The organism is Geobacter sp. OR-1, from assembly GCF_000813145.1.
Lineage (GTDB): Bacteria > Desulfobacterota > Desulfuromonadia > Geobacterales > DSM-12255 > Geoanaerobacter.
On sequence record NZ_BAZF01000005.1, the window covers coordinates 20,887 to 46,823 of the forward strand.

Genomic DNA, 25,937 nt, shown 5'->3' on the forward strand with positions numbered 1-25,937 from the left:
TCTGTCCTTCGGGATGTGAGAGGGGTAAGTTCGGCACCGTTTTCCTGCCGGCGTCATTTCTTGCCATGACGCGACATCTCCAGCAGCAGGTAGGCTACGATAGTGACGTTTACCAGCAGAACCGTAACCCTGGGCCAGGTAACGCTTCGGGTTACTTCATAAATCTCCACCGGGATATAGATCCCGCCGGTCAAGACTCCGAACCATTCGGCCCAACGCTGATGAAACCAAAGCCCCACCGCTTCGGCAATACGAACAACCGCATAGACCAATGCGGCTCCTGCCATTGCCCAAAGCTGCGTGCTGTGGACCCGTTCCATCAAATCAAGAAAGACATGGGGGTAATGACTGGCAGGATTCAGGTGGAGATGCCTGACAAGCTGGGCTGCCGCTTCATGGACGTCTCTGTGGATGTAGGCGAGAAGGCCGAAGCCGGTCACAAGAACCAGGACCCCCTTTGCCCCTTCAAAAAGGGCAACCAGATGCAGTCCGCCGGTTCCGATCGATTTCCGTTTCTTTTTCTTTGCCATTTAACACCCAGATGAACAGTGTTGTTTGCTCAAGGGGTCTCCCATGCCCTCGACCGGTCGAGCCCCTTTGCCCAGAATTGTTTGAGCTCACTTACCCTATCAGACGCCATTCGTGGAGTAAAGAGACGATCCCGTTGCCAGAAACGGCCGATTTCATCCCGGTCCTTCCAGAAACCGGCCGCAAGACCGGCAAGACATGCCGCGCCGAGCGCCGTTGTCTCCCTGACCATGGGGCGAACCACGTTCACGCCGAGGAGGTCGGCCTGAAACTGCAGCAAAAGGTTGTTGACCGAAGCACCGCCATCGACCCGCAGCTCGGAAAGCCTCACCCCGGAATCGGACTCCATGGCGGCAAGCAGATCAGCCGTCTGGAAGGCGATGCTTTCGAGCACGGCACGGGCAATGTGGGCCGAAGTAGTGCCACGGCTGATGCCGACAATGGTGCCCCGCGCGTATGGGTCCCAGTGCGGGGCACCGAGGCCGGAGAAGGCCGGCACGAAATACACCCCACCGTTGTCGGCAACAGTTGCGGCCAACGCCTCGACCTCGGCCGAATCACGGATTATCCCCAAACCATCCCGAAGCCACTGCACTGCGGCACCGGCGATGAAGACCGAACCTTCCAGGGCATATTCGGCCTTGCCGTCGATCTTCCAGGCCACGGTGGTCAGAAGATTATGTTCCGACGGCACCGGGCGGGCACCGGTATGCATCAGCATGAAGCACCCGGTGCCATAGGTGTTTTTCGCCATCCCCTCACTGCCGCACCCCTGACCAAAGAGCGCCGCCTGCTGGTCGCCCGCCATTCCGCCGATAGGGATGCCTTCAAAGAGATTGCCGGAGCAGTGACCATACAGCTCACTGGAATCGACCACCCTGGGCAACACCGCTTGCGGCACCCGCAGGATGTCGAGCAATTCATCGTCCCAGGCAAGCGAATGGATATTGTACATCAGGGTGCGGGAGGCGTTACTGGCATCGGTGATGTGCAGCCTGGCGCCGGAAAGATTCCAGGCCAGCCAGGAATCGACGGTTCCGAATGCAAACTCTCCCGCCTCTGCCCTGGCCCTGGCTCCGGGGATATTGTCCAGCAGCCAGGCAAGCTTGGTCCCGGAAAAGTAGGCATCCAGAACCAGTCCGGTTTTTGCCCGGAATAGCGGCGCCAAGCCCTCCTGCTGCAACCGGTCGCAGTGCGGCGCTGTCCGCCGGTCCTGCCAGACGATGGCATTATGCAACGGCTCACCGCTCTTTCGGTCCCAAAGCAGCGTTGTTTCCCGCTGGTTGGCGATCCCGATTGCCGCCACCTCGCGCGGGGATACGCCGGCAAGGGAGAGCGCCTCGGCAGCGACACCGGCCTGCGACGACCAGATCTCACGGCCGTCGTGCTCAACCCAGCCGGGTTGGGGGAAAATCTGGCGGAATTCATGTTGGGCTACGGCACGGACATTGCCGCGGATGTCGAAGACAATGGCCCGCGAACTGGTGGTCCCTTGGTCGAGGGCAAGGATAACGCTGCTCATGACGCCTCCCCGGAGCTTAGTTCAGACGAGGATAAGTATACTTCATCATCCATTGCTGCCAAGCGCAACAGGTCAACCAGCATCGGATACCGAATTTAGCCGCATTCTGTTATAATCCAATCATCGGCAGGTGTGTTCACTGATCGGAGGCAGGCCATGACAAAACCTGATGAAACGGCAACGCTGGCAGCAGGGTGCTTCTGGTGCGTGGAGGCTGTATTCTCCCGGCTGAAGGGGGTCGAGAAGGCAGTATCGGGCTACACCGGAGGGACCGTCAGCAACCCCACCTACCAGGAGGTCTGCAACGGCACCACCGGCCATGCCGAAGCAGTGCAGATAACATTCGATCCGGGGATAATCTCCTTTGCCGAGCTCCTGGAGATATTCTGGCAGATTCACGACCCTACCACCTTGAACCGTCAGGGGGCCGACAGCGGCAGCCAGTACCGATCGGCCATTTTCTATCACGACAACAGTCAGAAGGAGACGGCAGAACGATCCCTCCGCGCAGTTAGCGCCGCCGGGCTCTGGCCTGATCCGGTCGTTACCGAGATTGTTCCGCTCACCACCTTCTACCCAGCGGAAAGCTACCACCAGGACTATTACCGACTCAACCCCTACCAGCCATACTGCCGGATTGTCATCGACCCCAAAATCAGCAAACTCGGCAAAAATTTCCGCGACAAGTTGAAATAGACCTCTGAAACTCACCAGTATCGAAAGTCACGTTTATTGACTCACATCAATCTGCTTTCTCACTTTTTCAACTAAGGTGGACTCATCAAGTTGAACAAAGGAAGGGGAGAGGATTATGGAATTCAATAACGGCCTGGGTGACATGGCGATACAGGATGTGATTCAGGGTAACCCTGAGATCGGCGCTATTCTCAGCCGGTACGATATCGGATGCGTTACCTGCAAGGTTGGAATCTGCCTGCTGAAGGATGTGGTTTCCATCCACGGGCTGGCCAAAGAAGACGAAGCAAGGATCGAAAAAGAGATCAACAACTATCTGGCAACGAAAGGAGCATAAGAACATGGGAAACCTGGGATGCGGCTGCCCCGGCAGCATGGCACGAGTTATAGAAAGAGAGACAACCGAAGAGACGAACGGCTTCAGAGCAGCTTCCGAACTGCGGCAATGGCCGGTACAGCTCCATCTGGTACCGCCTACCGCCCCGTACTTCAAAGAAGCGGAGATCCTGGTATGCGCCGACTGCGTGGCCTTTGCCATGGGGAGCATGCACCAGGAGCTGCTGAAAGGAAAGGCGCTGGCAATTGCCTGCCCCAAACTCGATGACACTGCCCCTTATGTGGAGAAGCTGGCCAATATCTTCCGGACCAACAACACCCCAAAAATCACCGTGGCAATCATGGAGGTCCCATGCTGCCGGGGACTCGACATGATGGTCAGGGAGGCGGTCCATCAGAGCGGCCGGGAGATACCGCTGGAGCTGGTGGTCATCGGCATTGACGGCAACAGGAGAAACTGATGAAAGCGGTCATAACCAAGGCACTGGTGGACGAACACAAACTCATTCTGCGGATGATAGCACTGCTGGAACGCAATGCCGCCTTGACAACAACCGGCCTCTTCAGTAACTGGCAGTTTTACCTGGACGGCGTTGAATTCATCCGCAACTACGCCGACCGCTTTCATCATGCCAAAGAAGAGGATGTCCTGTTCGAGGCGTTGGTAAAGAACGGCATGCCGAGGGAACACAGTCCGGTGGCAGCCATGCTCATGGAACACGATAAGGGCCGCGCCTACGTGAAAGGGATGGAAGCAGGGGCCAAAGAAGCGCTGGCAGGACTTCATGGGCGGGAAAACTCCGTGGCCCGGAATGCCCTCTCCTATGCATCGCTGCTGCGGGAGCATATCGACAAAGAAGACACCATCCTCTATCCCCTGGCAGAGCGGCTCATCCCCGAGTCGATGCGGGACGAGATCCTGGCTGAGTACGAAAGGGCAGAACTCCGGGTATCTGGCAACTCCAGAGAGCATTACCAAAATATAGTCGAAGGGTATGAGCAGGAAAAAATCAGGCCTTCAGGATTGACTGCAGAATGGCGCTACTGACCGGTATCCGGCTCAGTAGCAGAATGGGCGCCCTCCTGATGAGTTTTCAGCTGGATCTGTTGACGCAGCAGTTCATTCTCTTCAAGGGCAATGGCCAGCGCCTCCTCAAGTCGGACCTGATCCATCCCAATCTGACGGATGCGGGAAAGGGTCAGTGACGTTGTTATGAAGGAAATGAAACGCATGAGAGTTTCCCAGTAGATCAGATAGGCTCGTGAATAGGGGTGATGGGAAAGCAGGTCCGAGAGATACCAGAACAGGGCGGCAATGCAGGCAGTAAACAGTCCGGTGCGCCGGTCCGTAAACCAGGAAGTAATGGCGACCGGGATGAAATAGAAGATAAAGAAACCGAACTCATAGCCGGTAAAATAATCCAGAGCCCCTATCAATAGCAGCAGGCAGGCACTCGCCGAAATAACCAGCCCCCGGCGTTCGTTCAGCGCCAAGGTAAGGCTTGCCAGCCGATGTTTATAGTTTGCACCCATGATTTCCAGTCCGTACCAAGTAGTGGCGCCCAGGAATTTTCATATTGAGAATTTGTAAACCAATTCTGCGCACTTTAGCAAAATGAAGATACCCGATACAAATTCAGAAGCGCTGACCGGATGCTGACACCTTCTCTCCTGCGGGGAGAATGACCAGGCGCTGTTCGGCCGGGTTAACGACTGTGCCGATTTTTTTCAGGAAATCCCTGAAGGCATCACTGTCGATGATGCCGGTATCGCTGCGAAAACCACCGGCATTCCGGATGATGGTAAAACCGTCGCCCCCTTTGGCCACAAAGGCGTTCACCACAATACGGTAGATGGTCCCCGATTCTACCGGTCGATAGACACCGTTAACGTCCTTGATCAACAGGGCAGTCACCCGCGATCCATTAGCCGCTGCCGGCTGTACCGTCACTACCGCTCCACCGATATACGGCAGTGCCTGCGAATCTTTGCCGAATTTGCCGATCAGGAAGTCGATATCCTCTTCCAGCGCCTGTTTCAACTCGGCCCCGGTCAGGTCAACCAGCACCAGGGTATTGGCAAACGGCATCACCTCCAGCACATCACCCACCGAGATCTTACCGGCGCCAAGCCCTTTGCGCACACCACCGTAATTAAGGATCGCCACCTGGGCCTTCGGCACTGCAGCCAGCATCGAATCGGCCACCAGAGGACCCGGACCGCTGTTTACCCCGATTGTGATATCGTTTGCGGCATTGGCCACAATCTCCTTGCGGAACTGTTCAAGTTGAGCGGTATAGGGCGCCAGGGCGGCCGCTACTGCAGCATCCTCGACAACTATCCTGGCAGTCCCGGTCCGGTTTAATGATGCAGCGATCTCCCGGTAGGGTTCCGTGCCGGGCAGCACCGCCGACCCGTTGCGGGTAAAGGTTTCGCCCACCGGGATAACCGCACCGCCGGCATAACTGCTGACTTCGCCATCAGGCGTAAAGGTGACATTCAACTTCCCCAGCAGATCCCCCCATTGCCAGGCCTGCAGCACCAGAACCCTCTTGCCGTCCGGTGCCCGGAGTTCGGTTGGATACGGGCCTTCCGATGTCAGCCCAATGGCCGGCAGCTCGGCGTCGTCACTCAGAAGAGTGTGACTGTGACCGCCGACAATGATATCCACCCCCGAAACCCGGGCTGCAAGCAGGCTGTCCTGCTGATACCCCAGATGCGAGAGCAGGACGATCTTGTTGATCCCTTTGGCTTCAAGCAGAGCTACCTGTTGCCGGGTGCTCTCCGCAGGATCCCTGAATATTGTTTTGCCCACATCCATGGTGGTTTGTGGCGTTGTTTCAGTTGTGACCCCGATAATCCCCACCGGTTCGCCATTGATCTCCTTGATCAGATAAGGCATTACCAGAGGAAAGACCGCCGGCTCGGCGGAAAAATCGATATTTGCCGAAAGCCAGGGGAATCTGCTCCGCTTTATCCAGTCCGGAATGACAGCGGCCCCCCGATCAAATTCATGGTTGCCGAAGGTCATGGCATCCACCCCCAGCCGGTTCAGAAAATCGAACTCAACTGAGCCGTTGAACAGGGTAAAATAGAGGGTTCCCTGCACTGCGTCGCCGCCGTGCAACAACAGCAGATTAGGGTCCTCGTCCCGCATCCGGTCAAGAGCGGTCTTCAGCCGGGCAAATCCTCCGAGTTGGGCAGTAGTCGGAATGTCGTTGATTTTCAGGGTTACGGCAACCGGTTCGAGATGGGAATGGGTATCGTTCAGATGGGCCAGGGTAAGCTTGAAGCTGCCGGGCTGACTGCTGCAGGAGAGCTGCAGCGCCGTCAGCGCTACAAGGAGCAGTTGCGTCAGTATCCGTTTCAGATGATTGTTTATTCCTGGCTCCATAACCGTGACACTCCCTGGCCTTGGATTCGGCACCGCTCAGCAGTCCTGACGGTGGGTTGAAACTTTCTGGCCATTACGAAAAGCTGAATAGTTCATATCTTAATTATTTGATTTCCGTCCACTTGTATAGATCGAAAACTCGGTTATACTTTAGCCGCATTAATCTGTTCACACAAAGGTTTTCATATCAAAGAATAGTAACGAACAGGGTTTAAGCCGCTGCAGGGTCTTATTCAAGGTATACCACATAAGATCTAACAATGTTTGGTAGGTTACCATTTTGATGGAGAACAGCAATATGAGAAAAATGGCATTGATCGCGATCGCATCATCGGCATTGTGTCTTTGGTTGAATAGCCTCTCCCTGGGAGCCGATCCCCCCGCCCCCGACGCGGCCAGCAGCCGGGGTGACGGCAAAGAACTGCTGATGTTTTTTGAAGAACAGGACCTGGTCACTGCCACCAAACGCCACACCTCGCTCCGCAAGGCCCCGGCCATTGCCACAATTATCACTGCCGATGAGATCAGAAACATGGGAGCACGAAACCTGGAAGATGTATTGAAGATGGTGCCAGGCTTCGGTATCGCGACCAATGAGTGGGGAACCCACATGATCGAGGTGCGCGGTATCAGGACCGGCGCCAGCGAGAAGATCCTGGTCATGATCGACGGTCATTCGCTGAACAGAAATACCAACGGCAGCGCCCTGGTGTACAACGTCGCCAACAAGCTGCCGATGGAGAATGTCAAACAGGTAGAGATAGTGCGAGGGCCGGGTTCGGCCCTGTACGGCAACAGCGCCTTTGTGGCCACGATCAACATCATCACCCGCAATGCCGAGGAGATCGACGGCGTTGAGACCAAGCTCGGCGGCGGCAGCTTCGATACCTTCAAAGGCGACCTGGTCGCCGGCAAGGCCATCGGCGACAAATTCACCGCTTTCGGCAGCCTGGACCATTATAAAACTGAAGGGCCAAGGCTGCGGGTCGAGGCGGACACCCTGACAGGAACCCCGTTCTCACTGGCCCCGGGAACACCGAGTCTGAAAACGAAACAGACAGACGCCTTCCTGAAGGTCGGCTATGGCGACCTCACCTTCCGGGGGCACTACCTAACCCAGAACGAAAACCATTATATCGGCCTAGCTTCGGCCCTCACCGATGACAGTTTCGGCGTGCTTGAAAACTACTGGGGTGAATTGGCCTATGGTTTACAGTTAATGGACGGGTTATCGGCAAACCTGAAGGTCTATTATGATTACTACGAGCAGATCGGGGGCCAGGCCAAGATCTACCCAAACGGTTTTGCCGGCCTCTTTCCTGACGGCATGATCGGCAAGCCAGAACTAAAGAACCGGACAATCGGCGGGGAACTGCAGTTCGACTGGGACCTTTTCAAGGGGAATCACCTGATTGCGGGGGTTTCTTACGAGGTGTTGAGCCAGTACGACGTCGAGCAAATGGCCAACTTCAACCCAAATACCGGGGCTCCTCTCGGCTCTGTACAGAAGGTCGCCAACTGGAACAAGGACGCCACCCGCCAGATCTTTGCCACCTACCTGCAGGATGAATGGCAGCTTTGCGAGCAGGTCAACCTGACTGCTGGAGGACGCTTCGACCATTACAGCGATTTCGGTGACACAATCAACCCGCGGGTCGGACTGGTCTGGAGCTTCCTTGAGAGTGCCGACCTGAAACTCCTCTACGGCCAGGCATTCAGGGCTCCCAACTTCCAGGAGCTTTACAACATCAATAACCCGGTGGTGGTCGGCAACCCAAATCTCAAACCGGAGCGGATCGAAACCTTCGAGGCCGGCGTTGCCTGGCGCTTAAACCGCTACTTTGCTGCAGATATGAACTACTTTTACAGCACCATCGACGACCAGATCGGCTGGGATACCACATCCACACCTGCCGTTAATGCTAATATCGGCAAGTCGGAGACCCAAGGGGTAGAGATGGGGTTAAACGGCGCTTATGGGGCCAACATCTACTGGAAACTGGCCTATGCCTGGCAGGACCCGCGCGATGCCAATACAGACCAACGGCTTCCCTATGTGCCTTCTCACCGTGCCTCAGGCATCGTGAATTACGCCCTGACCAAATACCTGAACCTGAACACCAATGTGCTCTGGACCGGGCCACGCCCCAGGCCGCAGGGGGACAAACGCCCGGAAATGCCGTCCTATACAACTGTCGACCTGGCTGTTACTCTCAAGAACCTGATCGACAACCTGGAGATCCAGGCCACAGTTCGTAACCTCTTTGACCAGCGATTCAAAGACCCGGACACCTCCGGTGGGGCACTAAACCTTGCCGGAACGGGGCCAAAGATACCGGGCGATTTCCCGCGAGGAGGGATTTCATTTTTTGTATCAGCAACTTACAGATTTTAACAATCTATCTTCAGGTTGCCACGACCGCTTTGGCTCACCTTCATAGAGAATGTGCTCGCACGACAAGGGGAAAAGAGCTCCTTCGGTTCGTTGAGCGCTCTCGATGAAGCATGGCGGCATACCGGCAAGAAATGCAGGGAAAACAAACAGATAATATTCGCGGGTTGACAAACCTAAGTCAGCTCCAAAGGCGGCAGCAATTGCGCCGAAATTCATGCCCAACCTCCAACGGCCGGAGAGCAAAAATTCGTTAACATCAAAGGCCAGCCGTACATGTGGGCCTTCGTCAAGTCCGAGTGAATGGGCCAAGGCCATTATTGGGGCAATACGCTCATCACCGGATGCCAGTGGACGCCCAAAGCCGGCAATGCCACGGTGTTTTTTCAACTCCGCCTGCACACAGTCGGCAAGTTCGACTCCGTTGTCCAACGCCTTGCGTGTAACAGTTATAAATTCAATTGCCTTGACATCTATACCTCGTCCGTAGATTGATGCTTCGGAAACCGCCAGGGCTGCAGCTACGCCCAACGTGCCAGTGCTTCTCGCGCTCCCCGCCAAGGCCGCCACCCGGTTGTTCCAGATGCGTGCATCCGGGTAACTGGTCAAGACCCAGATTGCATGCATCAGTCGCAACTGCTCCGGGGTGAAGCGGCGACCAGTGATGCCGAAGACATACAGTTCCATCCAATCCAGATCTTTCAGTTCTCCATGCAGGTCATGGCCGCGGAACACGGCCCTCTCCCCCGGGAAACATGCGCCCATGCTGCTTTTCAGGCAATCAACATTCTGCTGTAAAAATTCGGGTCCGTTCATAGCCCCTCCTTGGCCGGATCGTTCTCCAGTTCTATCCGGAAAAACGGGAATTTCTTGTGACCATACTGCCACTGTTCCAGGGCATGGGCAGCTGCGCCGGGAAGGCGGAGCAACAGGTAGAGCATCTCGCCCTGCTCCGGGGTAAAACCCAGATCCACGAAGGCTGCTGCGACCACACCGCTCATGGTCAAGGGGCGACCGGCAGCGAACTCGAGCTGCGACCGGTTCTTTTGCAACCAGGAAAGCCTCGGTCCGGTGCTCATACCGGCAAGACAGGTAAGGGTCTGCTTTACAATGGTGGTGGTGCTGACGCCATGCGGGTCGAATCCGGGATGATGCTCCGGTGCCGGCCAGATGGAGGCCGTGTCCTCGCCGGGCGCGGCCATATGACGTTGCCAGGCCTCAATGTTCATACCGCAACCGTTCCATGCCTCCATGGACAGGAACAGTTCCCGGCCTCCGGAGAACTGTCCGGCTCCGACAGCCAGGGCGGCAATCAGAGAGGCAGCGGCCGTGGAGCCGCCGACACCGCCGCACATGGCGGCATGCACCGACGGGTCGCGCGGACCGGGGTTGGCCAGAGCCACTGCCGCTGCTTCGAGCAGTTCCGCCTGGGGAGGGGTTGGCGCCTCCCCCCGAAAAAGCAGATAAAGCATCTCCACCCAGCTTGCCTGGCCGAGCATGGCACCATAGACATCGTAACCGTGACAGTAGGCCGCGCGGGTAGCAAAGGGATTGTCAGGCTCCGGCTCTTCAAGCCAGATACGGGTGCGGATCTGTTCCGTGGGTTTATCGTTACTCATATAACACCTATGCAAAGAGTTGTTTGTGCCGCTATAGGAGACTTATGCCGCCGTCCACCACGATCTCATCGCCAACGATGTACGATGAATCATCAGAGGCGAGAAACAGCGCGGCCTTGGCGACTTCTTCCGGCTCACCGAAACGCTTGATGGGGGATTTGCCCTGGATTTCGGCCTTAACCATCTCCTCAACCTCGTTCGGCAAGCCGACCCGGCCGTACATCGGCGTTGAGATCGGTCCGGGGCTGATGGCATTGATGCGGATTCCTCTAGCGATCAACTCAAGTCCCAGTGACCTGACCAGAGAACGCTGCGCTGCCTTGCAAGCCCCGTAAACGCTGAAATTGGGTGATCCCATCTGATTGGTGATCGACGTGGTAACAATAACCGACGCCCCTGCCGAAAGTAGCGGCAATGCCTTCTGGATGGTGAAATAGATCCCCTTTATGTTGACCGCCACCATCTCGTCAAAGGCATCCTCGGTTACATATTCAAATGGCGCTGCCTGGGCAATGCCGGCATTGACAAACAATACGTCCAGCTTCCCGAAATGCCCTTCCGCCTGTTTCATCAGCTGTTCGATATCGCTGAGCTTGCCGGCGTCGCTCCGGACTGCCAGGACATTCCCACCTAATGCAATCCTGGCCTGTTCCAGGCTTGCAGCATCGCGGCCGGTTATTGCGAGACGGGCGCCATGCTCTAAAAAGAGTTTGGCCGTAGCCAGCCCGATACCGCTGTTTCCGCCCGTGATCAGGGCATTCTTACCCGATAGTCTTTGCACTTACATCCCCCTTTACGACTAATACTTTAAACTTAAGTATTGATATTACTAATACGGTTGTATAAATAGTGTCAAACAAAATATCAACAAAAATTTCATCTTTCTCTAATCAATTATATCTTTAGTCTGCTTAACGCTAAGACAGGGTTTAAGTATCGCGAAAAAAACTGCAAAAACACTGAAAATCACTCAAGAAAAGACTTCGAGTTTCGATACGAACATTAAGGGGGACGATATGAATGCCGCAGAAGAATTGGTCAGTTACCTGGAGAAGCATGGCGTCGAGTATATTTTCGGTGTTCCCGGAGGGGCCATTGAACCGCTGAATACCGCGCTGCACAAGAGTGCGATCAAGGTAATCGTGGCCAAACACGAAGAAGGAGCCGCATTCATGGCTGACGGGTTCGCCCGCGTCAGCGGCTCCATCTCGGTCTGCTGCAGTACTGCAGGCCCCGGGGCAACGAACATGATTACCGGCCTGGCATCCTCATTCGGCGATTCCATCCCGGTGATCGCCCTGACCGGCCAGGTAGCCACCTCTCTCTTCGGCAAGGGTGCAATACAGGAATTTGCCACACAAAGCTTCAGTATCGTCGACATCTTCAGACATGTCTCAAAATACAGCGATATTGTCATCAACGAGAAAAAGGCGTGGGAAATGATTTCCAAGGCGCGGCGGCTGGCGTTGAGCGGGAGAAAGGGGCCGGTTCACCTGAATCTCCCGGCCGATATCATGAAACGGAAATCCGGCGAAAGCCACGGCCAATGCAACATTACGCAGGTATTGGGGTTTGACCGGGATGGGGTCCGGAAAGCGGCAAAGCTGCTGATGGAAGCTAAGAATCCGGTCATCCTCGCCGGATGGGGCACTGTGCTTTCCAGGGCGGACAAGGAGTTACTGAAGCTGGCCGAAATGATGGATATCCCGGTAGCCACCTCCCCCAAAGCCAAGGGGATCTTAAGCGAGGCGCACCCACTCTCCCTTGGTGTATTGGGATTTGCCGGTTCTCCGGTTTCACAGAAATACATACTCGAAAACGATGTGGATGTCATGCTGGCAGTTGGAACCAGTTTCAATGAATTCGTGACCTCGGGGTGGGACAAGCGGTTGCGCCCCATGGAATCGCTGATTCAAATCGATATCGACTGCAACGAAATCGGGAAAAACTACTGCGTCGATGTCGGTATCCCCGGCGACGCCAAAACCGTTCTGCACGAACTGACCCACCAACTGCTCCGAACTCTCAAACCTCGCAGCAGTATGGGCGAGAAGCGACGCCGGAAAGTCAGGGCGATCAAGTCGAAGCTAAAACAGGTCCAGAAGGGGTTGGAGGCGGTCCCCTACAAACCGCAGAGACTGATCAGGGATCTGGCGGAAAGCCTGCCGGAAGACGCCGTCTATTTTGTGGAAAACGGCAACTGTATGGCCTGGGCCATACACCACCTGACCATTACTCAGCCGTACACTTTTTATGTCGGCCTCGGTTTCGCTTCCATGGGGTTTGCAACCGCAGCGGCTGTCGGCGCCAAGCTGGCTGCAGGCAATAGGCCGGTAATCTCCCTGGTGGGGGACGGCTCATTCCTCATGAACGGCATGGAAGTAGCCACTGCCGTAAATCACGGAATTCCGGTAATCTGGGTGGTAATGAACAACTCCATGCTCGGCACTGTTTATCACGCCAGGAAACTGTCGCGCATACCGGAGGGAATCCCTTCCAGGTTCAAAGAGGTGGATTTCGTCAAACTTGCGGAAGGGTTGGGGGCGCGGGGAATCAGGATTACGGAACCGGGGCAGATAAACAGGGAGATGATGAATGAGATTATCTCGTCACAACTCCCGACGGTATTGGATGTCATCATCGATCCGGAAGAAGTTCCACCGATACATTCGCGCATTACATCGTTAGAAAAGCTTTACACCTGAAAAAAGATAGTATATTCACTCTTGTAATAATATTGGATAATTCGACGCATTGACAATAAAACAGAATCCAGCCCCCTCGCTTGGGGCGGGATTAACCGGAACTGCCATTGGACGCCTCTTTCCCACATATTAGAGTCCCGCTGTATCCGCACCGCCATTTCCTCTCCGGGGTATTTGCCCTCATCTTTTTCTTGCTGCTGGTCTCACCGGCCTGCGCAGCCAAGGTCCTCATCGTTGGGGACATCCAATACGCTTTGGTAGCCGACGTAGTTTCCGAGATTCAGCTTTCCCTCAGATCGCAATGCAAGGAGTATTCTATCGCTGAGGTCAAAGGGAAACTCGGGGCAGTTGTGGATCGGGAAGATGCCCAGGTTGTCGTGGCTCTCGGGATGGAAGCTCTGGCCGAGGCACAGCGATTGCCGACATCAGTCGGAGTTGTCTATGGCCTCGTTGTCGCACCGCCGAAAAGCGGCAGGGCAAACACTACCGGCGTGTACATGTCTCCTCCGGTAAGCGAATATGTGGCAACCCTCAGAAGATATCTCCCTTCGCTCAGCAGGGTCTCCGTCGTGGGGAGCCAAACCATGATTAAAAGCCTTCTCGGCAGCAACTCTTCTCCTGTAGACACGTACCATGTCAGCAGCTCCTCGGATCTGGTCAACACCGTCAACCGGCTTACCGACGCCAAAGCCCTGTTGCTGCTCCCGGACGTCAACCTGCTGACCGCTTCGGTCATGTCAAATGTCTACCTGTTTTCTTTCCGGAAAAATATCCCGTTGCTCGGGATTTCGGAAGCAAATGTCAAACAGGGATCGCTGTTTGCACTGGTATTCGACCCCAAGACGGTCAGCCGCCAGATCGGGGAAAAGGTCCAAGCCATCCTGGATGGCAGGGATGCCGGAGCAATCCCTTCCTCTCCGCCCAGAAAGTACCATCTGTATATCAACAACAACTCGGCGCATAAAATGGGCATCGAGTTGCCTGATGAGATGTTGAGAAAGGCAAAACGAATCTATCAGTGAGGCCGATGTCGGCAATGAGAAGTACAAACACGAATCGAGATAACCTGGCGAACGGCAGCAGGGTTGCCCGCTGGTTGAAAGCGTTGACCCCTTTGACATTCAAAGGTCAGGCGCTGCTGTTCATGTTTCCGATGATCGTGATCATCTCAATTGTATATACGACTGAGTCGATCTCGACCGAAAGAAAAATCCTCAGAAACGAAATCATCAAAAAAGGGGAGACCGTCGCTGCAATTGCAGCAAGAACCGCCGAACTGCCGCTGCTGTCGGAAAACCTGGAGCAGCTCAACAGCTCAGCCCATTCAGTGATGCAGATCAAAGACATTGCCTTTGTATCGTATCTCAACCAACGGTACGAAATCCTGCTCCATCAGGGGAAACCCCATCCCCTGGCGTCATCTCCCCCTCTCGACTCCATCAAAACCATCAGTCTAACCGAGCATGACCAGTTCTTTGAGTTCATTGTCCCGGTGGTCTCTATCAAGACTGCCGATGCTTTCTTCCTCCTGGAAGGGGCAGACACCCCCCCGACTGTCAGCGAACAGATCGGATGGGTACGTATCGGGCTCTCCAAAGAGGTCATGGAAAAATCGGAACATCAGATCATATTACGCAGCGGCATTCTGGCTATTGCCTTTTCCATTGCCGGCGTGCTGCTCCTTTATCTCTTCATAACCCTGGCATCAAGGCCACTGTATACCCTGATCAATGCGGTTAAAGAAGTGCAGGAGGGGGAACACCCCGAGGTCAGGATCTCTTCCCCCAAAAGCGAGATCGGCAGGCTTTCCACGGAATTCAACCGGATGAGCCGGGCCATCAAGGAGAGGGAGGATGAACTGCGGCGCCATCGCGACCATCTCGAAGATCTGGTCGCGGAACGCACTGCAGAACTGACCGTTGCCAAGGAGCAGGCGGAATCGGCAAACCGTGCCAAGAGCGATTTTCTCTCCAGCATGAGCCATGAACTCCGCACGCCGCTGAATGCCATACTCGGCTATGCCCAGATTCTCAAGCGCCAGGAGAACATAAACGACACCCAGCAACAGCAACTGGACATAATGCATAGCAGCGGCGAGCATTTGTTGATGCTGATCAACGATATTCTGGATGTGGGCAAAATAGAGGCCTGCAAGATGGAGATCGCCGATACCCCCTTCGATTTGCCGGCACTTATCCGGCAGGTATATAACCTTACCAAACTGCAAGCTGCAGAGAAGGAACTGCGGTTCTCCTATGAGTCTGTTACCCCGCTGCCGCAGTATGTAAAGGGTGACGAACGAAAACTGCGCCAGATCCTGCTGAATCTGCTGAGTAATGCCGTCAAGTACACCCGCAAGGGGGAGGTTGCCCTTAGAGTGGCCTACGACCGGCCTGGAGATGCATTTTTGCGCTGCGAGGTAACCGACACCGGGATCGGCATTCCTTCTGACAAGCTGGAAGCCGTCTTCGAACCCTTTACGCAGTTGTCGGCCAACCGGCAGGTCAGGGAAGGTACCGGTCTGGGGCTCAATATCTCCAAGAGGCTGTTGATGCTGATGAATGGCAAAATTGGGGTGGAGAGCATCCTTGGCAGCGGCAGCACCTTCTGGATCGAAGTGCCGCTGCCGCAGGTACTGGAGATGGATATTGCTCCGGAGAAACAGCAAAGCGTCATCGGTTATCAGGGCGAGCGCAAAAGCATCATGGTGGTGGACGACAACATGAACAATACGTCCATGCTGGTTTCGCTGCTGGACCCGCTCGGCTTCAACGTTTCCACTGCGGAAAACGGCCGGACCGCTCTGCAACTGGCAGCGGATCATTGTCCGAACCTGATGATCCTTGACCTGGTCATGCCGGAGATGGATGGCTTTGAAACCGCCCTGGAACTGCGGAAAAGGCAGGAGCTTTCCGGGGTGAAGATCATCGGGGCATCGGCGACGGTAACGGATTCGGGGTTCAAGGAAGAGTTCATGACCCTCTGCGATGCCTTCGTGACCAAACCGATCCGGATAAACCTGCTGCTGGAGCGGATCAAAGAACTGCTCGCGATTTCATGGATCATGACAACGGACGAACTGCACTCTTCAGTTGCAGCTGCCGAATCCTACGAGCACCTCTCCCTGACTGATATTCCGCCGCTCGATCGGCTTAAAGAGGTGCACGAACTTGCGCTACGCGGGGATATCCGCAAAATCCAGACCTGGTCGGTGCAACTGGAACAGGATCAACCCAATTATCGCCCGTTTGCGGGCAAACTGCGGGAACTTGCCAGTACCTACCGGACTAAGGCCATCCTTGCATTACTGGAAGAATATATGGGGAATAGTGATGACTGTTGACTCAACGGAATCAACCATCCTTCTGATTGATGACGATCCCACAAACCTGGACATTGTTACGGATTATCTTTTGGATTGCGATTATACCATCCTCGTGGCCGAGGATGGCGAGAGCGGGATCTCCCGGGCTGAGTATGCTCAACCCGGGCTGATCCTGCTCGATGTCATGATGCCCGGAATCGATGGTTTCGAGACCTGCCGCAGGCTGAAAACAAGGGAAAGCACCAGGGATATCCCGGTAATCTTCATGACCGCACTGGCAGAGACCGAACATAAAGTGAAGGGATTTGAAGCAGGGGCAGTGGATTACATCACCAAGCCATTCCAGCGTGAAGAGGTTCTCGCCCGGGTTTCGGTGCACCTGCGGATCCGGGAGCTGACTGCCCGCTTGCAGGAAGCGAAGGAATCCCTGGAAAAACGGGTTGAGGAACGGACTGCGGAACTGGCACAGACTATCGATACCCTGCATGATGAAATTATCCAGCGCAAACAGGCGGAAGAAGAACGGGTGCGTCTGGCCCGCGCCATAGAACAGGCTGCGGAGGCAGTCTACATGGCCGATGCACAGGGACTCATCACCTATGTGAATCCTGCCTTCGAACGGACGACCGGATATTCCAGGGATGAGGTTATCGGCCAGCCAACCGGCATTCTCGAATGTGATACCAATGATCCGGACTATTACCTTCAGATCCGCGAAGCCGTAGACCGGGACAACGACTGGTCGGGCCGCGTAACCACCAGGAAAAAGGATGGTTCCGTCTTCGAGGCCGATACCACGGTATCATCGGTGCGGGACTCGAAAGGGACCATCATCAATTATGTCAGCATCCTCAGGGATGTTACCCATGAATTGAAACTGGAGCGGGAACTCCGGCAGTCCCAGAAGATGGAGGCGATCGGCACCCTTGCCGGCGGCATAGCTCATGACTTCAATAACATTCTGACCGCTGTGATCGGTTACACCGATATGGCGCTAAGCAAGCTGCCCAATGACAGCACGGCATTGCGAGACCTGGAAAGGGTGCAGGAAGCAAGCACCCGTGCCAAAGATCTGGTGGGGCGCATCCTTACGTTCAGCCGCCAGAGCGAGCAGAAGCGAAAGCCGGTGCAACTTGCTACAATTATTGATGAAGTTTTCAAACTACTCCGATCCACGCTTCCGTCCACTATTGAAATCAATCAGCAGGTTCATACCCCTGTAAGTGGGGACACAGTCCTTGCTGATCCGACCCAGCTTCACCAGGTCTTGATGAATCTCGGCACCAATGCGGCGCATGCAATGCGCCCCCATGGAGGGGTGTTAAGCGTATCTTTGACGGATATCGAAGCCGATGCCCCGCTTATCTCTTTTCATCCGGATATCAGACAGGGGCCGTACCTGCGACTGACGGTCAGTGATACCGGCCACGGCATGGAAGAAAGCGTGAGGGAGCGGATTTTCGATCCGTACTTCACGACCAAAAAGGTGGGCGAAGGGACCGGAATGGGACTGGCTGTGGTCCAGGGAATCGTCAAGAGCCACGGCGGGGCAATCAGCGTCTATAGTGAACCGGGGCTTGGAACCACCTTTCATATCTTTTTGCCGAAATTTCGCGGCGACGCGGTCAGTCCTGAGGCATCGAAGACATCAGAGGCCAGGGGTACGGAGCGAATCCTGTTTGTGGATGACGAAGCCATGCTGGCGGATCTGGGGCAGGAACTGCTCGAATCTTTAGGCTACTCCGTCACTGTTACCTTGAGCAGCCGTGAGGCACTGGAGCTGTTCCGGGCAGCGCCGAAGAATTTTGATCTGGTGATTACTGACATGACCATGCCGGGACTTACCGGCAAAGAACTGGCCCGGGAATTCCTGGGGATCAGACCGGAAATCCCGATCATACTCTGCACCGGATTCAGCGAGCAGATCAACGAAAAATTGGCCAAAGAAGCCGGGATCAAGGGGTACATCCTGAAACCGTATGCGAGAAACAGCCTGAACGATTCCATCCGTAAGGCGTTGTCCGGTGACTAGCCCTTGTGTATGACGACTGAGAAATGACATTCATCAATCAGTCGCTCAAAACTGGATCTGGCAACGCTTTACCCCCCCTTCCTCCTTGATCCAGAGAAGCGTTTTCTTTGCGCGTCCGCACCAGTCACGGACATCCTTCTCGAACGTCGAACAGTCTGCTAGCACTTCAAGCACATCGCCCGGTTTCATCTTTGTGGCCATAACGGTTACCTTCAGAGTCGGTTGCGGGCACTTCAACCCGCGTGCGTCGAGCTGCTGGACAGACATGAATATCCTCCTATTAATCTATTAATGATAGTTTACCCAGCTGCTTGACAGTTGCAACCATCTCGGTGATTACCTGGACGTATTTCTCCCCTTCGCCGGCAGAAACGTAATCAAAACGGCAGCGCTTTCCTTCTATGCCCATCTGCTCCAGAACCCTGATCAGCATGGCGTGACGCTGCGCCGCCCGCAGATTCCCCTCCTTGTAGTGGCAGTCGCCGGGGTGGCATGCCAGGACAATCACACCGTCCGCCCCTTCATTGAAGGCCTTCATGACAAACTGGGGATCTATCCTGCCGGTACACATAACCTTGATAATGCTCACATTTGGCGGGTAGGGAGTCTGCGACGATCCCGCCTTGTCCGCTCCGGCGTACGAGCACCAGTTGCAGAGGAACCCGATGATACGCGGCTCGAATTCTGCAACTATATCGGCATCAGGAGTATTGTTCAACAAACATGTTGCGCTCATTTCAACGCCCCCTCGATTTCGGCCAGAATCATTTCATTGGTAAAGTGATTCGCCTTGATAGCCCCCATCGGACACGCTGCCACACAGGTGCCGCACCCATGGCAGAGCACACCGTTCACTACTGACACGCTGTTTTCCTCATCGAAATGTATGGCCCGGTAGGGGCAGACCCTCATACATACTTTGCAGCCGGCGCATTTTTCCGGATAGACCGAAGCGAACAACGGGTCCAGCTCGATCTTCCGCCCTTCGACCAGTTCGGACAGAATGAAGCCGGACGCGGCCATCCCCTGGCTGGTTGCTTTCTGGATATCGGCAGGCGCCTGGCAGGCTCCGGACAGGTAGACACCGCGGATCTTGCTGCGGGCTGAATCCATCCGGCCATGGAGTTCCTCGAAAAAACCGAAACGGTCAAGGGAGACATCCAGCATGGCGCCCAGCTTTTCCGTGTCAGCGGTGGGAACCACAGCCGGGCAAAGCACAACCATGTCCGCATTGATACTGTTGCCGTCCGGCAGACGGATCTTCTGACCGTCATTTTCGCCTGTGACCGCCAGATCGGAAATACGGTCATACCGGATGAATGTAGCGTTATGATTGTCCCGGGCGGCGCGATGGAGGGCGTACTCTTCCTTGCCCGGAGAGACGATCTCTTTGTACAGGTGAAGGATCTTTGTATCCGTAAGCTTTGACTCCAGCAGATGATTATACTTGAAGGCGTACTGGCAGCAAATGCCGGAGCAGTACGGTTTGTGGTCGTCGTCAAGCGAGCCGACGCAGTGTATGAACGCGACTGAACCCGGCTGCTCTCCGGTTGAGGTGACGACTTCACCGGCAGTCGGGCCGTTCGAGGCCAGGATGCGCTCGAATTCGAGAGCGGTTTTGACATCCGGGAGACGGCCATACCCTAAGTTGTCGAAGCGGGAGCAATCGTAGAGAGTCGACCCGGTTGCAAGTATGATGGAACCGACCTGCCGCTCAATGATCTGTTCCTGGTCATCAAAGACAATGACCCCCTCGCCCATGGGACAGGCCGCACTGCAGGCGGAACAGTCGGAACCCTCGGTAAAGCGCGTGCAGAGCGTGGGATCCAGATACGGCGCATTGGGAAGAGCACCCATGAAGGTGAAGCCGATGGCCTTTTTCTCATCCATATCGTTGTTGAATGGATTGGTCCCGCTGACCGGACAAGGCTCGAAACACTCGCCGCAGCCGATACACTGATGAATATCCACATAACGGGGCCGCTGCCGGATCTTGACCTCGAAATTCCCGAAATAGCCGGCAACTTCGGTCAGTTCAGCCATGGTCAGAAGCTCGATGTTCTCGGCATGCTCACCGTGCAGTATCTCGGCCATGACCGGTTCCAGCATGCAGGGTCCGCACTCCATGTTTGGGAACAGCTCTTCAAACAGGACCGGCAATCCGCCGATAACCGGGGACTTCTCCACCAGCGTCACCCTCCGGCCGGCTTCAGCGAGGGTGAGTGCCGCCTTGAGACCGGCCGGGCCGGCTCCGATCACCAGCACAGCCGGAGAGACTTCAAGTTCCTGCTTTTCGAGCATCTCGTGGAGTTCCACCCGCTTGAGCGCGGCGTTGATTGCCACCGACGTCTTTTTGACGGCCTTTTCCGGATCTTCGGTAACCCAGGCAATCTGTTCGCGGATATTTACCATCTGCATCAGATACGGATTCATGCCGGCCTGCCCCATTACCCGCATGAAGGTCGCTTCGTGCTCCCTGGGGGAGCAAGCGGCGATCACGATCCGGTCCGGTTTTTCATCTTTCAGGTCCTGTTCCAGGAACACCTTCCCATCCTCTGAGCAGAGGAACGGGCAGGTTTTGAAATACGACATCCTCCCGCTCGGTTCAAGATATTCCCTGACCTTGCCGCCATCAATCCTGTCAGCAATGTTCGTCCCGCAGTTGCAGAAGTATACGCCGATTTTCATGGCATTCACCCTTCTGTCCATAGAATAGTTAAAATCCGCAGCGGCGCACCAGATAAGACACTACCAGCGGAAGAGCCCTGCTCACCCCATTGGTCAGCTCCTCGCTGAAACTTTCAACATCGTCGGCTTCGATCCCGATGATTTCCACAAGGCCGGGAATCGCCAGACCCAGATCCCGTCCCAGCGACAGGGCTGTGGCGAGATCACCGTCATGCGTGCAGAGGGTGTTGCGGGTCTTGGTGAACGAGTCGAGCGAGAGCATCTGCATTGTACCCGGCGGGTGTATACCGGTCTTCATGGCATCCACAATGATCGCCCGGTCGTATCCGGCAATTGCCTCCATCAACCTCAGCCCGCCGGCATAGGCTTCAACCGCATCGACCCCGGCATGTTCGGGGATACGCTGCTTGACCAGGCCCACAATCTTTATCCCCACGCTGTCGTCGGAGAGGATCGGGTTGCCAAGCCCCACCAGTATGGTACGCATCAGTTTCTGCTCACGGTGCGGATGATTGCGCCCGACAGATCGCGGATATTGACGCAGAGCGGCATCCTGCCTACCACAGCATGGGTGGCGCAGGAAAGGCATGGGTCATACAGCCTGAAGGCCATTTCGATCCGGTTCAACATCCCTTCTTCAACCACCTTGCCTCTGGTAATGATCTGCTGGGCCGCCTTCTTGATGGACATGGTCATGGGGGCGTAGTTGTTGGTGGTGCCGACGATCATATTTACCCTGGTCAGCACGCCGCGCCCGTCGGTCTCGTAATGATGGGTGAGGGTGCCGCGCGGAGCCTCCACGCACCCTATTCCGCAGCCGGCAATCGTTCCGGGTTTGGTTCGGAGATCAGGAGAGGTTATCTCCGGGTCCATGGCCAGCTCCAGCATCCGCTCGGCAGCGTAAAGCAGCTCCACCAGCCGTGCCCAGTGGGTTGCCAGACGATAGTGAACCGGCTTGTAGCGGCCATTGGCCTTGCCGCTCCCAAGCGTCTCGTAGAAACGTTCATACTGCTCCTGCGCCCGTGGAGTCGCCATGCTGTCGGAAACGTTCAGCCTGGAAAGCGGCGATGCCGCATAGACACCGCTCTCCGGTCCGTCTACGAAACCCTGCCAGCCGACGTTTTTGAGATAGGGATATTTGAGGTAGGTCCACGGCTCCACCCGTTCGGCAATGTGGGAGGCATACTCCTTGGCCGGGTATTTGACCAGTTCGGCCCCGTCCGGTCCCACAACACGCACCTTGCCGTCATAGAAATTCACCCGGTTTTGCCCGTCCACAAGCCCCATGTAGTAGGTCTTGTGGGTGTAGATATCGCTAGTGATCAGGTCAACGTATGCCCGGTTTTTGAGGACAAGGTCCTCGAAGATCTGCAGAGTGAACAGGGCAAAGTCGATATTCTTCCGGGCGATACCGACGATCTCATCCCGTTCGGCGGCGGTGATCGGCCGGCTCCAGCCGCCGGGCAGGCCGGCCACCGGATGGATGCTGCGCCCCCCCACGGTCTTGATGACCTGGTGGTTGCGGGCACGGCATTCTATTACCTGCCTGCCGATATCCAGACCGACCTTCCTGATCACACCGAGGATATTGCGCTCGGCTGGCGGCGCGTCAGGCCCCATGATGAAATCAGGTCCACCCAGGGCGTAGAAGTGGGTGGTATGGTCGGTAACGTAAAACGCCGAGTAGAACAGCTCTCGCAGCTTTCTGGCCGCTGGCGGCGGCTCGGCTGCGAAAAGGGCATCCAGAGCCTTGGTTGCCGCCATATGATGGGCTTCGGGGCAGACCCCGCAGATCCGGTTGGTTATGACCGGCATCTCTTCGGCCTGCCGGCCGACGCAAAACTGCTCGAAGCCGCGCAGTTCCGGCACCTGGAAGTAGGCATTGGCCACATCCCCCTCTTCGTTCAGAAAGATGTCGATCTTTCCGTGACCTTCAAGCCTGGTGATGGGGTCTATCGAGATTCGGCTCATCGCTTTACCCTCCCGCCGATGATGGAGCCTGGCAGGCTATACTTGTAGAAGGTACCGGCATAGTCCGGAACGCTATCCAGAAGGGCTTCAACCCTGGCGGCAATCTCCTCCTCGCTTTTCCCCTTGCAGTCACCGATGTCGAGAATAGAGCCAAGCGCGGCAATCATCCTGGCACCTTGATCGGTTATCCCTTCAGGTGGGCCGTAACAACCGGTACAGGGCATGTTGGCCTGCGGGCAGGGGGCGCCGCATCCGTCCCTGGTGGCGATTCCCATGCAGAGCAGACCTTGCTCCAGCAGACACTTTCGCGGTTCCGGCGTAATTTCGAAGTTGCGGTAAAAGCGTGCGATCTTCTTGTCCTCCTTGACCCGCTCACACTCGTCGCAAACAGAGAGGCAACCGGCGCCGAGCACGCTGCCGGCAGGGGGCAACTGTGCCCCGCTGACAACGGCCTCAACGACATTCCATATCTGATGCGACTCCGGCGGACAGCCGGGGATGAAGTAATCGACCGCAGTTACCTGGCCAAGGGTTTTGACTTTGTCGTAGAAGGCCGGTATGGTCAATGTCCCTTCCGGAACCTCGCTGGCGGGTGACGGAATGGTGCCAGCCGGGTTGTCAATGGTAGGGTTATCCAGGTAAACGGCCTTGAATATCTCCTGCTTTGAATGCAAATTGGCCAGACCCAGGATGCACCCTTCGCAGGCGCAGGAACCGAGGGCGATCAATAGTTGCGACTTCTTTCTCAGGAGGCGGGCCATCTCCTCGTTCTCCGCCGTGCGGATGGCGCCATTGAAAAGGGTGATGGCAATGCTCTTGTCAGGCAATGCCTCGATATCCTTCTTCTTCGTATCCAGCAGACAGGGGCAGAACATGAACTCAAAGGCAGCGTCAACATCGAGAATCTTTTCGTGGAGGTTTACCACCGCGATCTCGCAACCGCCGCATGAAGCCGCCCAATAGATCGCCAGTTTCGGTTTTTCAGGCATCGTCAACCTCCAGTGAAAGTATCCGGAATCCGTTGTCGTCGGCAATATCATGTCAAACAGACCGGCTCAAGCACAACTCAAGCAACAACCCTATTGCGGCCACCCGTTTTTTGCTTCGGAGAGGGCATCGTCCACGGACTTGTAGAGATCTTCGGCAGAACCCTGGGGCGATAACTCGGCAATACCGCAACTGAATGTGGCGCTGAAGGCGTCGCCTCCAGCCGGAAACCGTATGGCGGCAAAGCTTTCCCGAAGCTGGTCGAGCAGCGATCGGGCCGTGGCGATGTCGCAGTCGGGGAGTATGACCCCGAATTCATTGCTGCCGTAACGACCGATAATATCTGTTTTGCGGCACCGCTGTTGGAGAAAACGGGCCATGGCTATCAGGACCCGGTCGCCGGTCGGGTGCCCATGACTGTCATTGATCTGCTTGAACCCATCCAGATCGATCATGGCGAAGCACAGCTTTTCCTTGCTATTTCGGGTCTCGGCAATGGCCTGGCCCAGACGTTCCCTGAAGTTCGTATGGTTGAGGAGACCGGTCATGCTGTCCTGAATCATGCTTAAGCGAATGGTCTTCATCCGCCCGGCGCGGGCGGATACAGCGCTGATCAGGTGATCTGCCTTGATCGGCTTGGACAGGAATTCGTCACCGCCCACCCTCATGGCATGAAAGGGGAGGTCGCTATCGGTCTCGCTCGATAGAAAGACGATGGGAATACCGGAATAGGCATCGATCTGCCGGATCGCCCGTGCCAGTTCGATGCCGTTACATCCCGGCATATTCATATCCGACAGGATCAGGTCCGGTTTGAATTCGATGAGCAGCGGCATCGCCAACAGTGGATCATTCAATGTCCGGGTGACCATCCCCGCACTCGTAAGAATGGTGGCGTACAATTCGGTAAGATGAGGGTCATCATCAACGATCATCACCCGGTACGGTTCGGGTTGTTCCGTTGATGTCAGCACGCTGAGGGTCGAACAGAGGATGGTGAGGTTTACCGGTTTGACGAAATAGGCATCAGAGCCGGCCCGGGCGGCCGCAAGACGAAAAGGGAGCTCGTCATGTGAGGAGATAAAGATAGTCGGGATAGTAAAGTCCTGGCCGGACCGAAGTTTCTGAATGGCTTCGGCGCCCCCCACCGGCCGGTCGGGGAATACCAGATCCATGACGATGGCTGCAGGGGGAGAGTTTTGCACTGCCTGGCTGAATTGCTCAAGATCCGCAAAGGATACGACCTCGAAGCCGAAACAGCCGATCTGGGTTGCCATGGTCAACCGCTGAAAGGAATCATCCTCGCAGAGGTAAACCACCTTGGTTTCCTTGCCTTTCGAGGACTCGGTGGCAGCCACCAGTTCCAGGGTATTAAGGTCAACGTCCTGGGAGGATGTGATCTTTGACGCCTCCGCGTCAATCGCTTTGAGGCACTCGGACATCCTGTAGTGCCAGTCCTTCGGCAATTCCTCAGCTTCCATCGCCTCCTTGGCCAGATGTTCCCCTGTGGCAGCAGCAGCGCTTACCCCGCTCAGACCAAAGGATGCGCTCGCCCCTTTTATGGTGTGGATACGGCGATGCAAGTCTTCGAGACCCTCACTCTCCAAAGGCCCCTGGCATAGGTCGTCATATGCCTTGCGGAGTGTCTCCAGTTGCGTGGGGAGCTGTTTAATGTACGAATCGCGTATTCTTTGCAGTTTGTTTGCAACGGAAATAACCTGAGTGCTCATGGTTCATCATCC

The 25,937-nt window shown here is 55.7% G+C and carries 23 protein-coding genes; 9 read left to right on the forward strand and 14 right to left on the reverse strand.

What is annotated here, in order from left to right:
* Positions 1–53 precede the first annotated feature (53 nt).
* Complete coding sequence (locus OR1_RS06550; RefSeq protein WP_041970832.1) at positions 54–530, reverse strand: DUF2127 domain-containing protein; 477 nt, start codon at positions 528–530, stop codon at positions 54–56.
* Between the two features lie 29 nt (positions 531–559).
* The gene (gene glpK, locus OR1_RS06555) at positions 560–2,050 is read right to left on the reverse strand and encodes a glycerol kinase GlpK (RefSeq protein WP_041970833.1); all 1,491 of its coding nucleotides are present in this window, start codon (positions 2,048–2,050) and stop codon (positions 560–562) included.
* Between the two features lie 156 nt (positions 2,051–2,206).
* Here glpK and msrA point away from each other — a divergent pair, with 156 nt between their 5' ends.
* The 4 genes from msrA to OR1_RS06575 all read left to right on the forward strand — a co-directional run bounded on the left by msrA (position 2,207) and on the right by OR1_RS06575 (position 4,130).
* Complete coding sequence (gene msrA / locus OR1_RS06560; protein ID WP_041970835.1) at positions 2,207–2,746, forward strand: peptide-methionine (S)-S-oxide reductase MsrA; 540 nt, start codon at positions 2,207–2,209, stop codon at positions 2,744–2,746.
* Between the two features lie 115 nt (positions 2,747–2,861).
* Positions 2,862–3,083: a hypothetical protein gene (locus tag OR1_RS06565; protein WP_041970836.1), complete on the forward strand. Its 222-nt coding sequence runs from the start codon at positions 2,862–2,864 to the stop codon at positions 3,081–3,083.
* A gap of 4 nt (positions 3,084–3,087) precedes the next feature.
* The gene (locus OR1_RS06570; protein WP_052440297.1) at positions 3,088–3,543 is read left to right on the forward strand and encodes a hypothetical protein; all 456 of its coding nucleotides are present in this window, start codon (positions 3,088–3,090) and stop codon (positions 3,541–3,543) included.
* Entirely contained in the window at positions 3,543–4,130 is a 588-nt protein-coding gene (locus tag OR1_RS06575; protein ID WP_041970838.1) for a hemerythrin domain-containing protein, read from the forward strand. The genes OR1_RS06570 and OR1_RS06575 overlap by 1 nt, the downstream gene beginning before the upstream one ends.
* Here OR1_RS06575 and OR1_RS06580 read toward each other — a convergent pair.
* Positions 4,124–4,615, reverse strand: coding sequence for a DUF4118 domain-containing protein (locus tag OR1_RS06580; protein WP_041970840.1), 492 nt, complete (start codon positions 4,613–4,615; stop codon positions 4,124–4,126). The genes OR1_RS06575 and OR1_RS06580 overlap by 7 nt on opposite strands.
* Positions 4,616–4,718: 103 nt before the next feature.
* Positions 4,719–6,476, reverse strand: a complete 1,758-nt coding sequence (locus tag OR1_RS06585) for a bifunctional UDP-sugar hydrolase/5'-nucleotidase (RefSeq protein ID WP_052440298.1) — start codon at positions 6,474–6,476, stop codon at positions 4,719–4,721.
* Positions 6,477–6,774: 298 nt separating this feature from the next.
* Between OR1_RS06585 and OR1_RS06590 the strand changes: the two genes are divergently transcribed.
* Positions 6,775–8,871, forward strand: coding sequence for a TonB-dependent siderophore receptor (locus tag OR1_RS06590; RefSeq protein ID WP_041970841.1), 2,097 nt, complete (start codon positions 6,775–6,777; stop codon positions 8,869–8,871).
* On the opposite strand, the gene OR1_RS06595 is transcribed toward OR1_RS06590, so the two are convergent.
* Genes OR1_RS06595 through OR1_RS06605 form a run of 3 tightly spaced genes read right to left on the reverse strand, consistent with a single transcriptional unit; the run spans position 8,851 to position 11,268 of the window.
* Positions 8,851–9,684 (reverse strand): citrate/2-methylcitrate synthase, encoded by an 834-nt coding sequence (locus tag OR1_RS06595; protein WP_041970842.1) that lies wholly within the window; start codon positions 9,682–9,684, stop codon positions 8,851–8,853. The genes OR1_RS06590 and OR1_RS06595 overlap by 21 nt on opposite strands.
* Complete coding sequence (locus tag OR1_RS06600) at positions 9,681–10,487, reverse strand: citrate synthase (protein ID WP_041970844.1); 807 nt, start codon at positions 10,485–10,487, stop codon at positions 9,681–9,683. The genes OR1_RS06595 and OR1_RS06600 overlap by 4 nt, the downstream gene beginning before the upstream one ends.
* 31 nt (positions 10,488–10,518) lie before the next feature.
* The gene (locus tag OR1_RS06605; RefSeq protein WP_041970845.1) at positions 10,519–11,268 is read right to left on the reverse strand and encodes an SDR family oxidoreductase; all 750 of its coding nucleotides are present in this window, start codon (positions 11,266–11,268) and stop codon (positions 10,519–10,521) included.
* Positions 11,269–11,503: 235 nt separating this feature from the next.
* Here OR1_RS06605 and OR1_RS06610 point away from each other — a divergent pair, with 235 nt between their 5' ends.
* The 4 genes from OR1_RS06610 to OR1_RS06625 all read left to right on the forward strand — a co-directional run bounded on the left by OR1_RS06610 (position 11,504) and on the right by OR1_RS06625 (position 18,549).
* Entirely contained in the window at positions 11,504–13,192 is a 1,689-nt protein-coding gene (locus OR1_RS06610) for a thiamine pyrophosphate-binding protein (RefSeq protein WP_052440299.1), read from the forward strand.
* Between the two features lie 107 nt (positions 13,193–13,299).
* On the forward strand, positions 13,300–14,214 hold the full coding sequence (locus OR1_RS06615) for an ABC transporter substrate-binding protein (protein ID WP_041970848.1): 915 nt from the start codon (positions 13,300–13,302) through the stop codon (positions 14,212–14,214).
* A gap of 14 nt (positions 14,215–14,228) precedes the next feature.
* A complete protein-coding gene (locus OR1_RS06620; RefSeq protein WP_160295218.1) occupies positions 14,229–16,535 on the forward strand; it encodes an ATP-binding protein in 2,307 nt (768 codons plus the stop codon).
* Positions 16,525–18,549 carry a response regulator gene (locus OR1_RS06625; protein ID WP_041970849.1) on the forward strand — a complete coding sequence of 675 codons (2,025 nt, stop codon included), beginning with the start codon at positions 16,525–16,527 and terminating at the stop codon, positions 18,547–18,549. The genes OR1_RS06620 and OR1_RS06625 overlap by 11 nt, the downstream gene beginning before the upstream one ends.
* A gap of 45 nt (positions 18,550–18,594) precedes the next feature.
* Here OR1_RS06625 and OR1_RS06630 read toward each other — a convergent pair whose 3' ends face one another.
* The 7 genes from OR1_RS06630 to OR1_RS06660 form a co-directional block, all read right to left on the reverse strand.
* Positions 18,595–18,816 (reverse strand): sulfurtransferase TusA family protein, encoded by a 222-nt coding sequence (locus OR1_RS06630; protein WP_041970850.1) that lies wholly within the window; start codon positions 18,814–18,816, stop codon positions 18,595–18,597.
* 13 nt (positions 18,817–18,829) lie between these two features.
* Positions 18,830–19,285 carry a hydrogenase iron-sulfur subunit gene (locus OR1_RS06635; protein WP_041970851.1) on the reverse strand — a complete coding sequence of 152 codons (456 nt, stop codon included), beginning with the start codon at positions 19,283–19,285 and terminating at the stop codon, positions 18,830–18,832.
* Positions 19,282–21,237 carry a CoB--CoM heterodisulfide reductase iron-sulfur subunit A family protein gene (locus OR1_RS06640; RefSeq protein ID WP_041970852.1) on the reverse strand — a complete coding sequence of 652 codons (1,956 nt, stop codon included), beginning with the start codon at positions 21,235–21,237 and terminating at the stop codon, positions 19,282–19,284. Before OR1_RS06640 ends, OR1_RS06635 begins: the two co-directional genes overlap by 4 nt.
* 28 nt (positions 21,238–21,265) lie before the next feature.
* Complete coding sequence (locus tag OR1_RS06645) at positions 21,266–21,724, reverse strand: hydrogenase maturation protease (protein WP_041970853.1); 459 nt, start codon at positions 21,722–21,724, stop codon at positions 21,266–21,268.
* On the reverse strand, positions 21,724–23,208 hold the full coding sequence (locus tag OR1_RS06650; RefSeq protein ID WP_041970854.1) for a Ni/Fe hydrogenase subunit alpha: 1,485 nt from the start codon (positions 23,206–23,208) through the stop codon (positions 21,724–21,726). Before OR1_RS06650 ends, OR1_RS06645 begins: the two co-directional genes overlap by 1 nt.
* A complete protein-coding gene (locus OR1_RS06655) occupies positions 23,205–24,197 on the reverse strand; it encodes an oxidoreductase (protein WP_041970855.1) in 993 nt (330 codons plus the stop codon). Before OR1_RS06655 ends, OR1_RS06650 begins: the two co-directional genes overlap by 4 nt.
* A gap of 90 nt (positions 24,198–24,287) precedes the next feature.
* Positions 24,288–25,925 carry a response regulator gene (locus OR1_RS06660; protein ID WP_052440301.1) on the reverse strand — a complete coding sequence of 546 codons (1,638 nt, stop codon included), beginning with the start codon at positions 25,923–25,925 and terminating at the stop codon, positions 24,288–24,290.
* Positions 25,926–25,937 lie beyond the last annotated feature (12 nt).

Bases quoted from the DNA above. Each gene is read 5' to 3' on its own strand.
- OR1_RS06645 (WP_041970853.1), bottom strand. From the start codon at position 21,724: ATGCGTACCATACTGGTGGGGCTTGGCAACCCGATCCTCTCCGACGAC.
- OR1_RS06570 (WP_052440297.1), top strand. From the start codon at position 3,088: ATGGGAAACCTGGGATGCGGCTGCCCCGGCAGCATGGCACGAGTTATA.
- OR1_RS06630 (WP_041970850.1), bottom strand. From the start codon at position 18,816: ATGTCTGTCCAGCAGCTCGACGCACGCGGGTTGAAGTGCCCGCAACCG.
- OR1_RS06620 (WP_160295218.1), top strand. From the start codon at position 14,229: ATGAGAAGTACAAACACGAATCGAGATAACCTGGCGAACGGCAGCAGG.
- OR1_RS06655 (WP_041970855.1), bottom strand. From the start codon at position 24,197: ATGCCTGAAAAACCGAAACTGGCGATCTATTGGGCGGCTTCATGCGGC.
- OR1_RS06660 (WP_052440301.1), bottom strand. From the start codon at position 25,925: ATGAGCACTCAGGTTATTTCCGTTGCAAACAAACTGCAAAGAATACGC.
- OR1_RS06575 (WP_041970838.1), top strand. From the start codon at position 3,543: ATGAAAGCGGTCATAACCAAGGCACTGGTGGACGAACACAAACTCATT.
- msrA (WP_041970835.1), top strand. From the start codon at position 2,207: ATGACAAAACCTGATGAAACGGCAACGCTGGCAGCAGGGTGCTTCTGG.
- glpK (WP_041970833.1), bottom strand. From the start codon at position 2,050: ATGAGCAGCGTTATCCTTGCCCTCGACCAAGGGACCACCAGTTCGCGG.
- OR1_RS06635 (WP_041970851.1), bottom strand. From the start codon at position 19,285: ATGAGCGCAACATGTTTGTTGAACAATACTCCTGATGCCGATATAGTT.
- OR1_RS06600 (WP_041970844.1), bottom strand. From the start codon at position 10,487: ATGAGTAACGATAAACCCACGGAACAGATCCGCACCCGTATCTGGCTT.
- OR1_RS06565 (WP_041970836.1), top strand. From the start codon at position 2,862: ATGGAATTCAATAACGGCCTGGGTGACATGGCGATACAGGATGTGATT.
- OR1_RS06625 (WP_041970849.1), top strand. From the start codon at position 16,525: ATGACTGTTGACTCAACGGAATCAACCATCCTTCTGATTGATGACGAT.
- OR1_RS06640 (WP_041970852.1), bottom strand. From the start codon at position 21,237: ATGAAAATCGGCGTATACTTCTGCAACTGCGGGACGAACATTGCTGAC.
- OR1_RS06585 (WP_052440298.1), bottom strand. From the start codon at position 6,476: ATGGAGCCAGGAATAAACAATCATCTGAAACGGATACTGACGCAACTG.
- OR1_RS06590 (WP_041970841.1), top strand. From the start codon at position 6,775: ATGAGAAAAATGGCATTGATCGCGATCGCATCATCGGCATTGTGTCTT.
- OR1_RS06610 (WP_052440299.1), top strand. From the start codon at position 11,504: ATGAATGCCGCAGAAGAATTGGTCAGTTACCTGGAGAAGCATGGCGTC.
- OR1_RS06580 (WP_041970840.1), bottom strand. From the start codon at position 4,615: ATGGGTGCAAACTATAAACATCGGCTGGCAAGCCTTACCTTGGCGCTG.
- OR1_RS06650 (WP_041970854.1), bottom strand. From the start codon at position 23,208: ATGAGCCGAATCTCGATAGACCCCATCACCAGGCTTGAAGGTCACGGA.
- OR1_RS06550 (WP_041970832.1), bottom strand. From the start codon at position 530: ATGGCAAAGAAAAAGAAACGGAAATCGATCGGAACCGGCGGACTGCAT.
- OR1_RS06595 (WP_041970842.1), bottom strand. From the start codon at position 9,684: ATGAACGGACCCGAATTTTTACAGCAGAATGTTGATTGCCTGAAAAGC.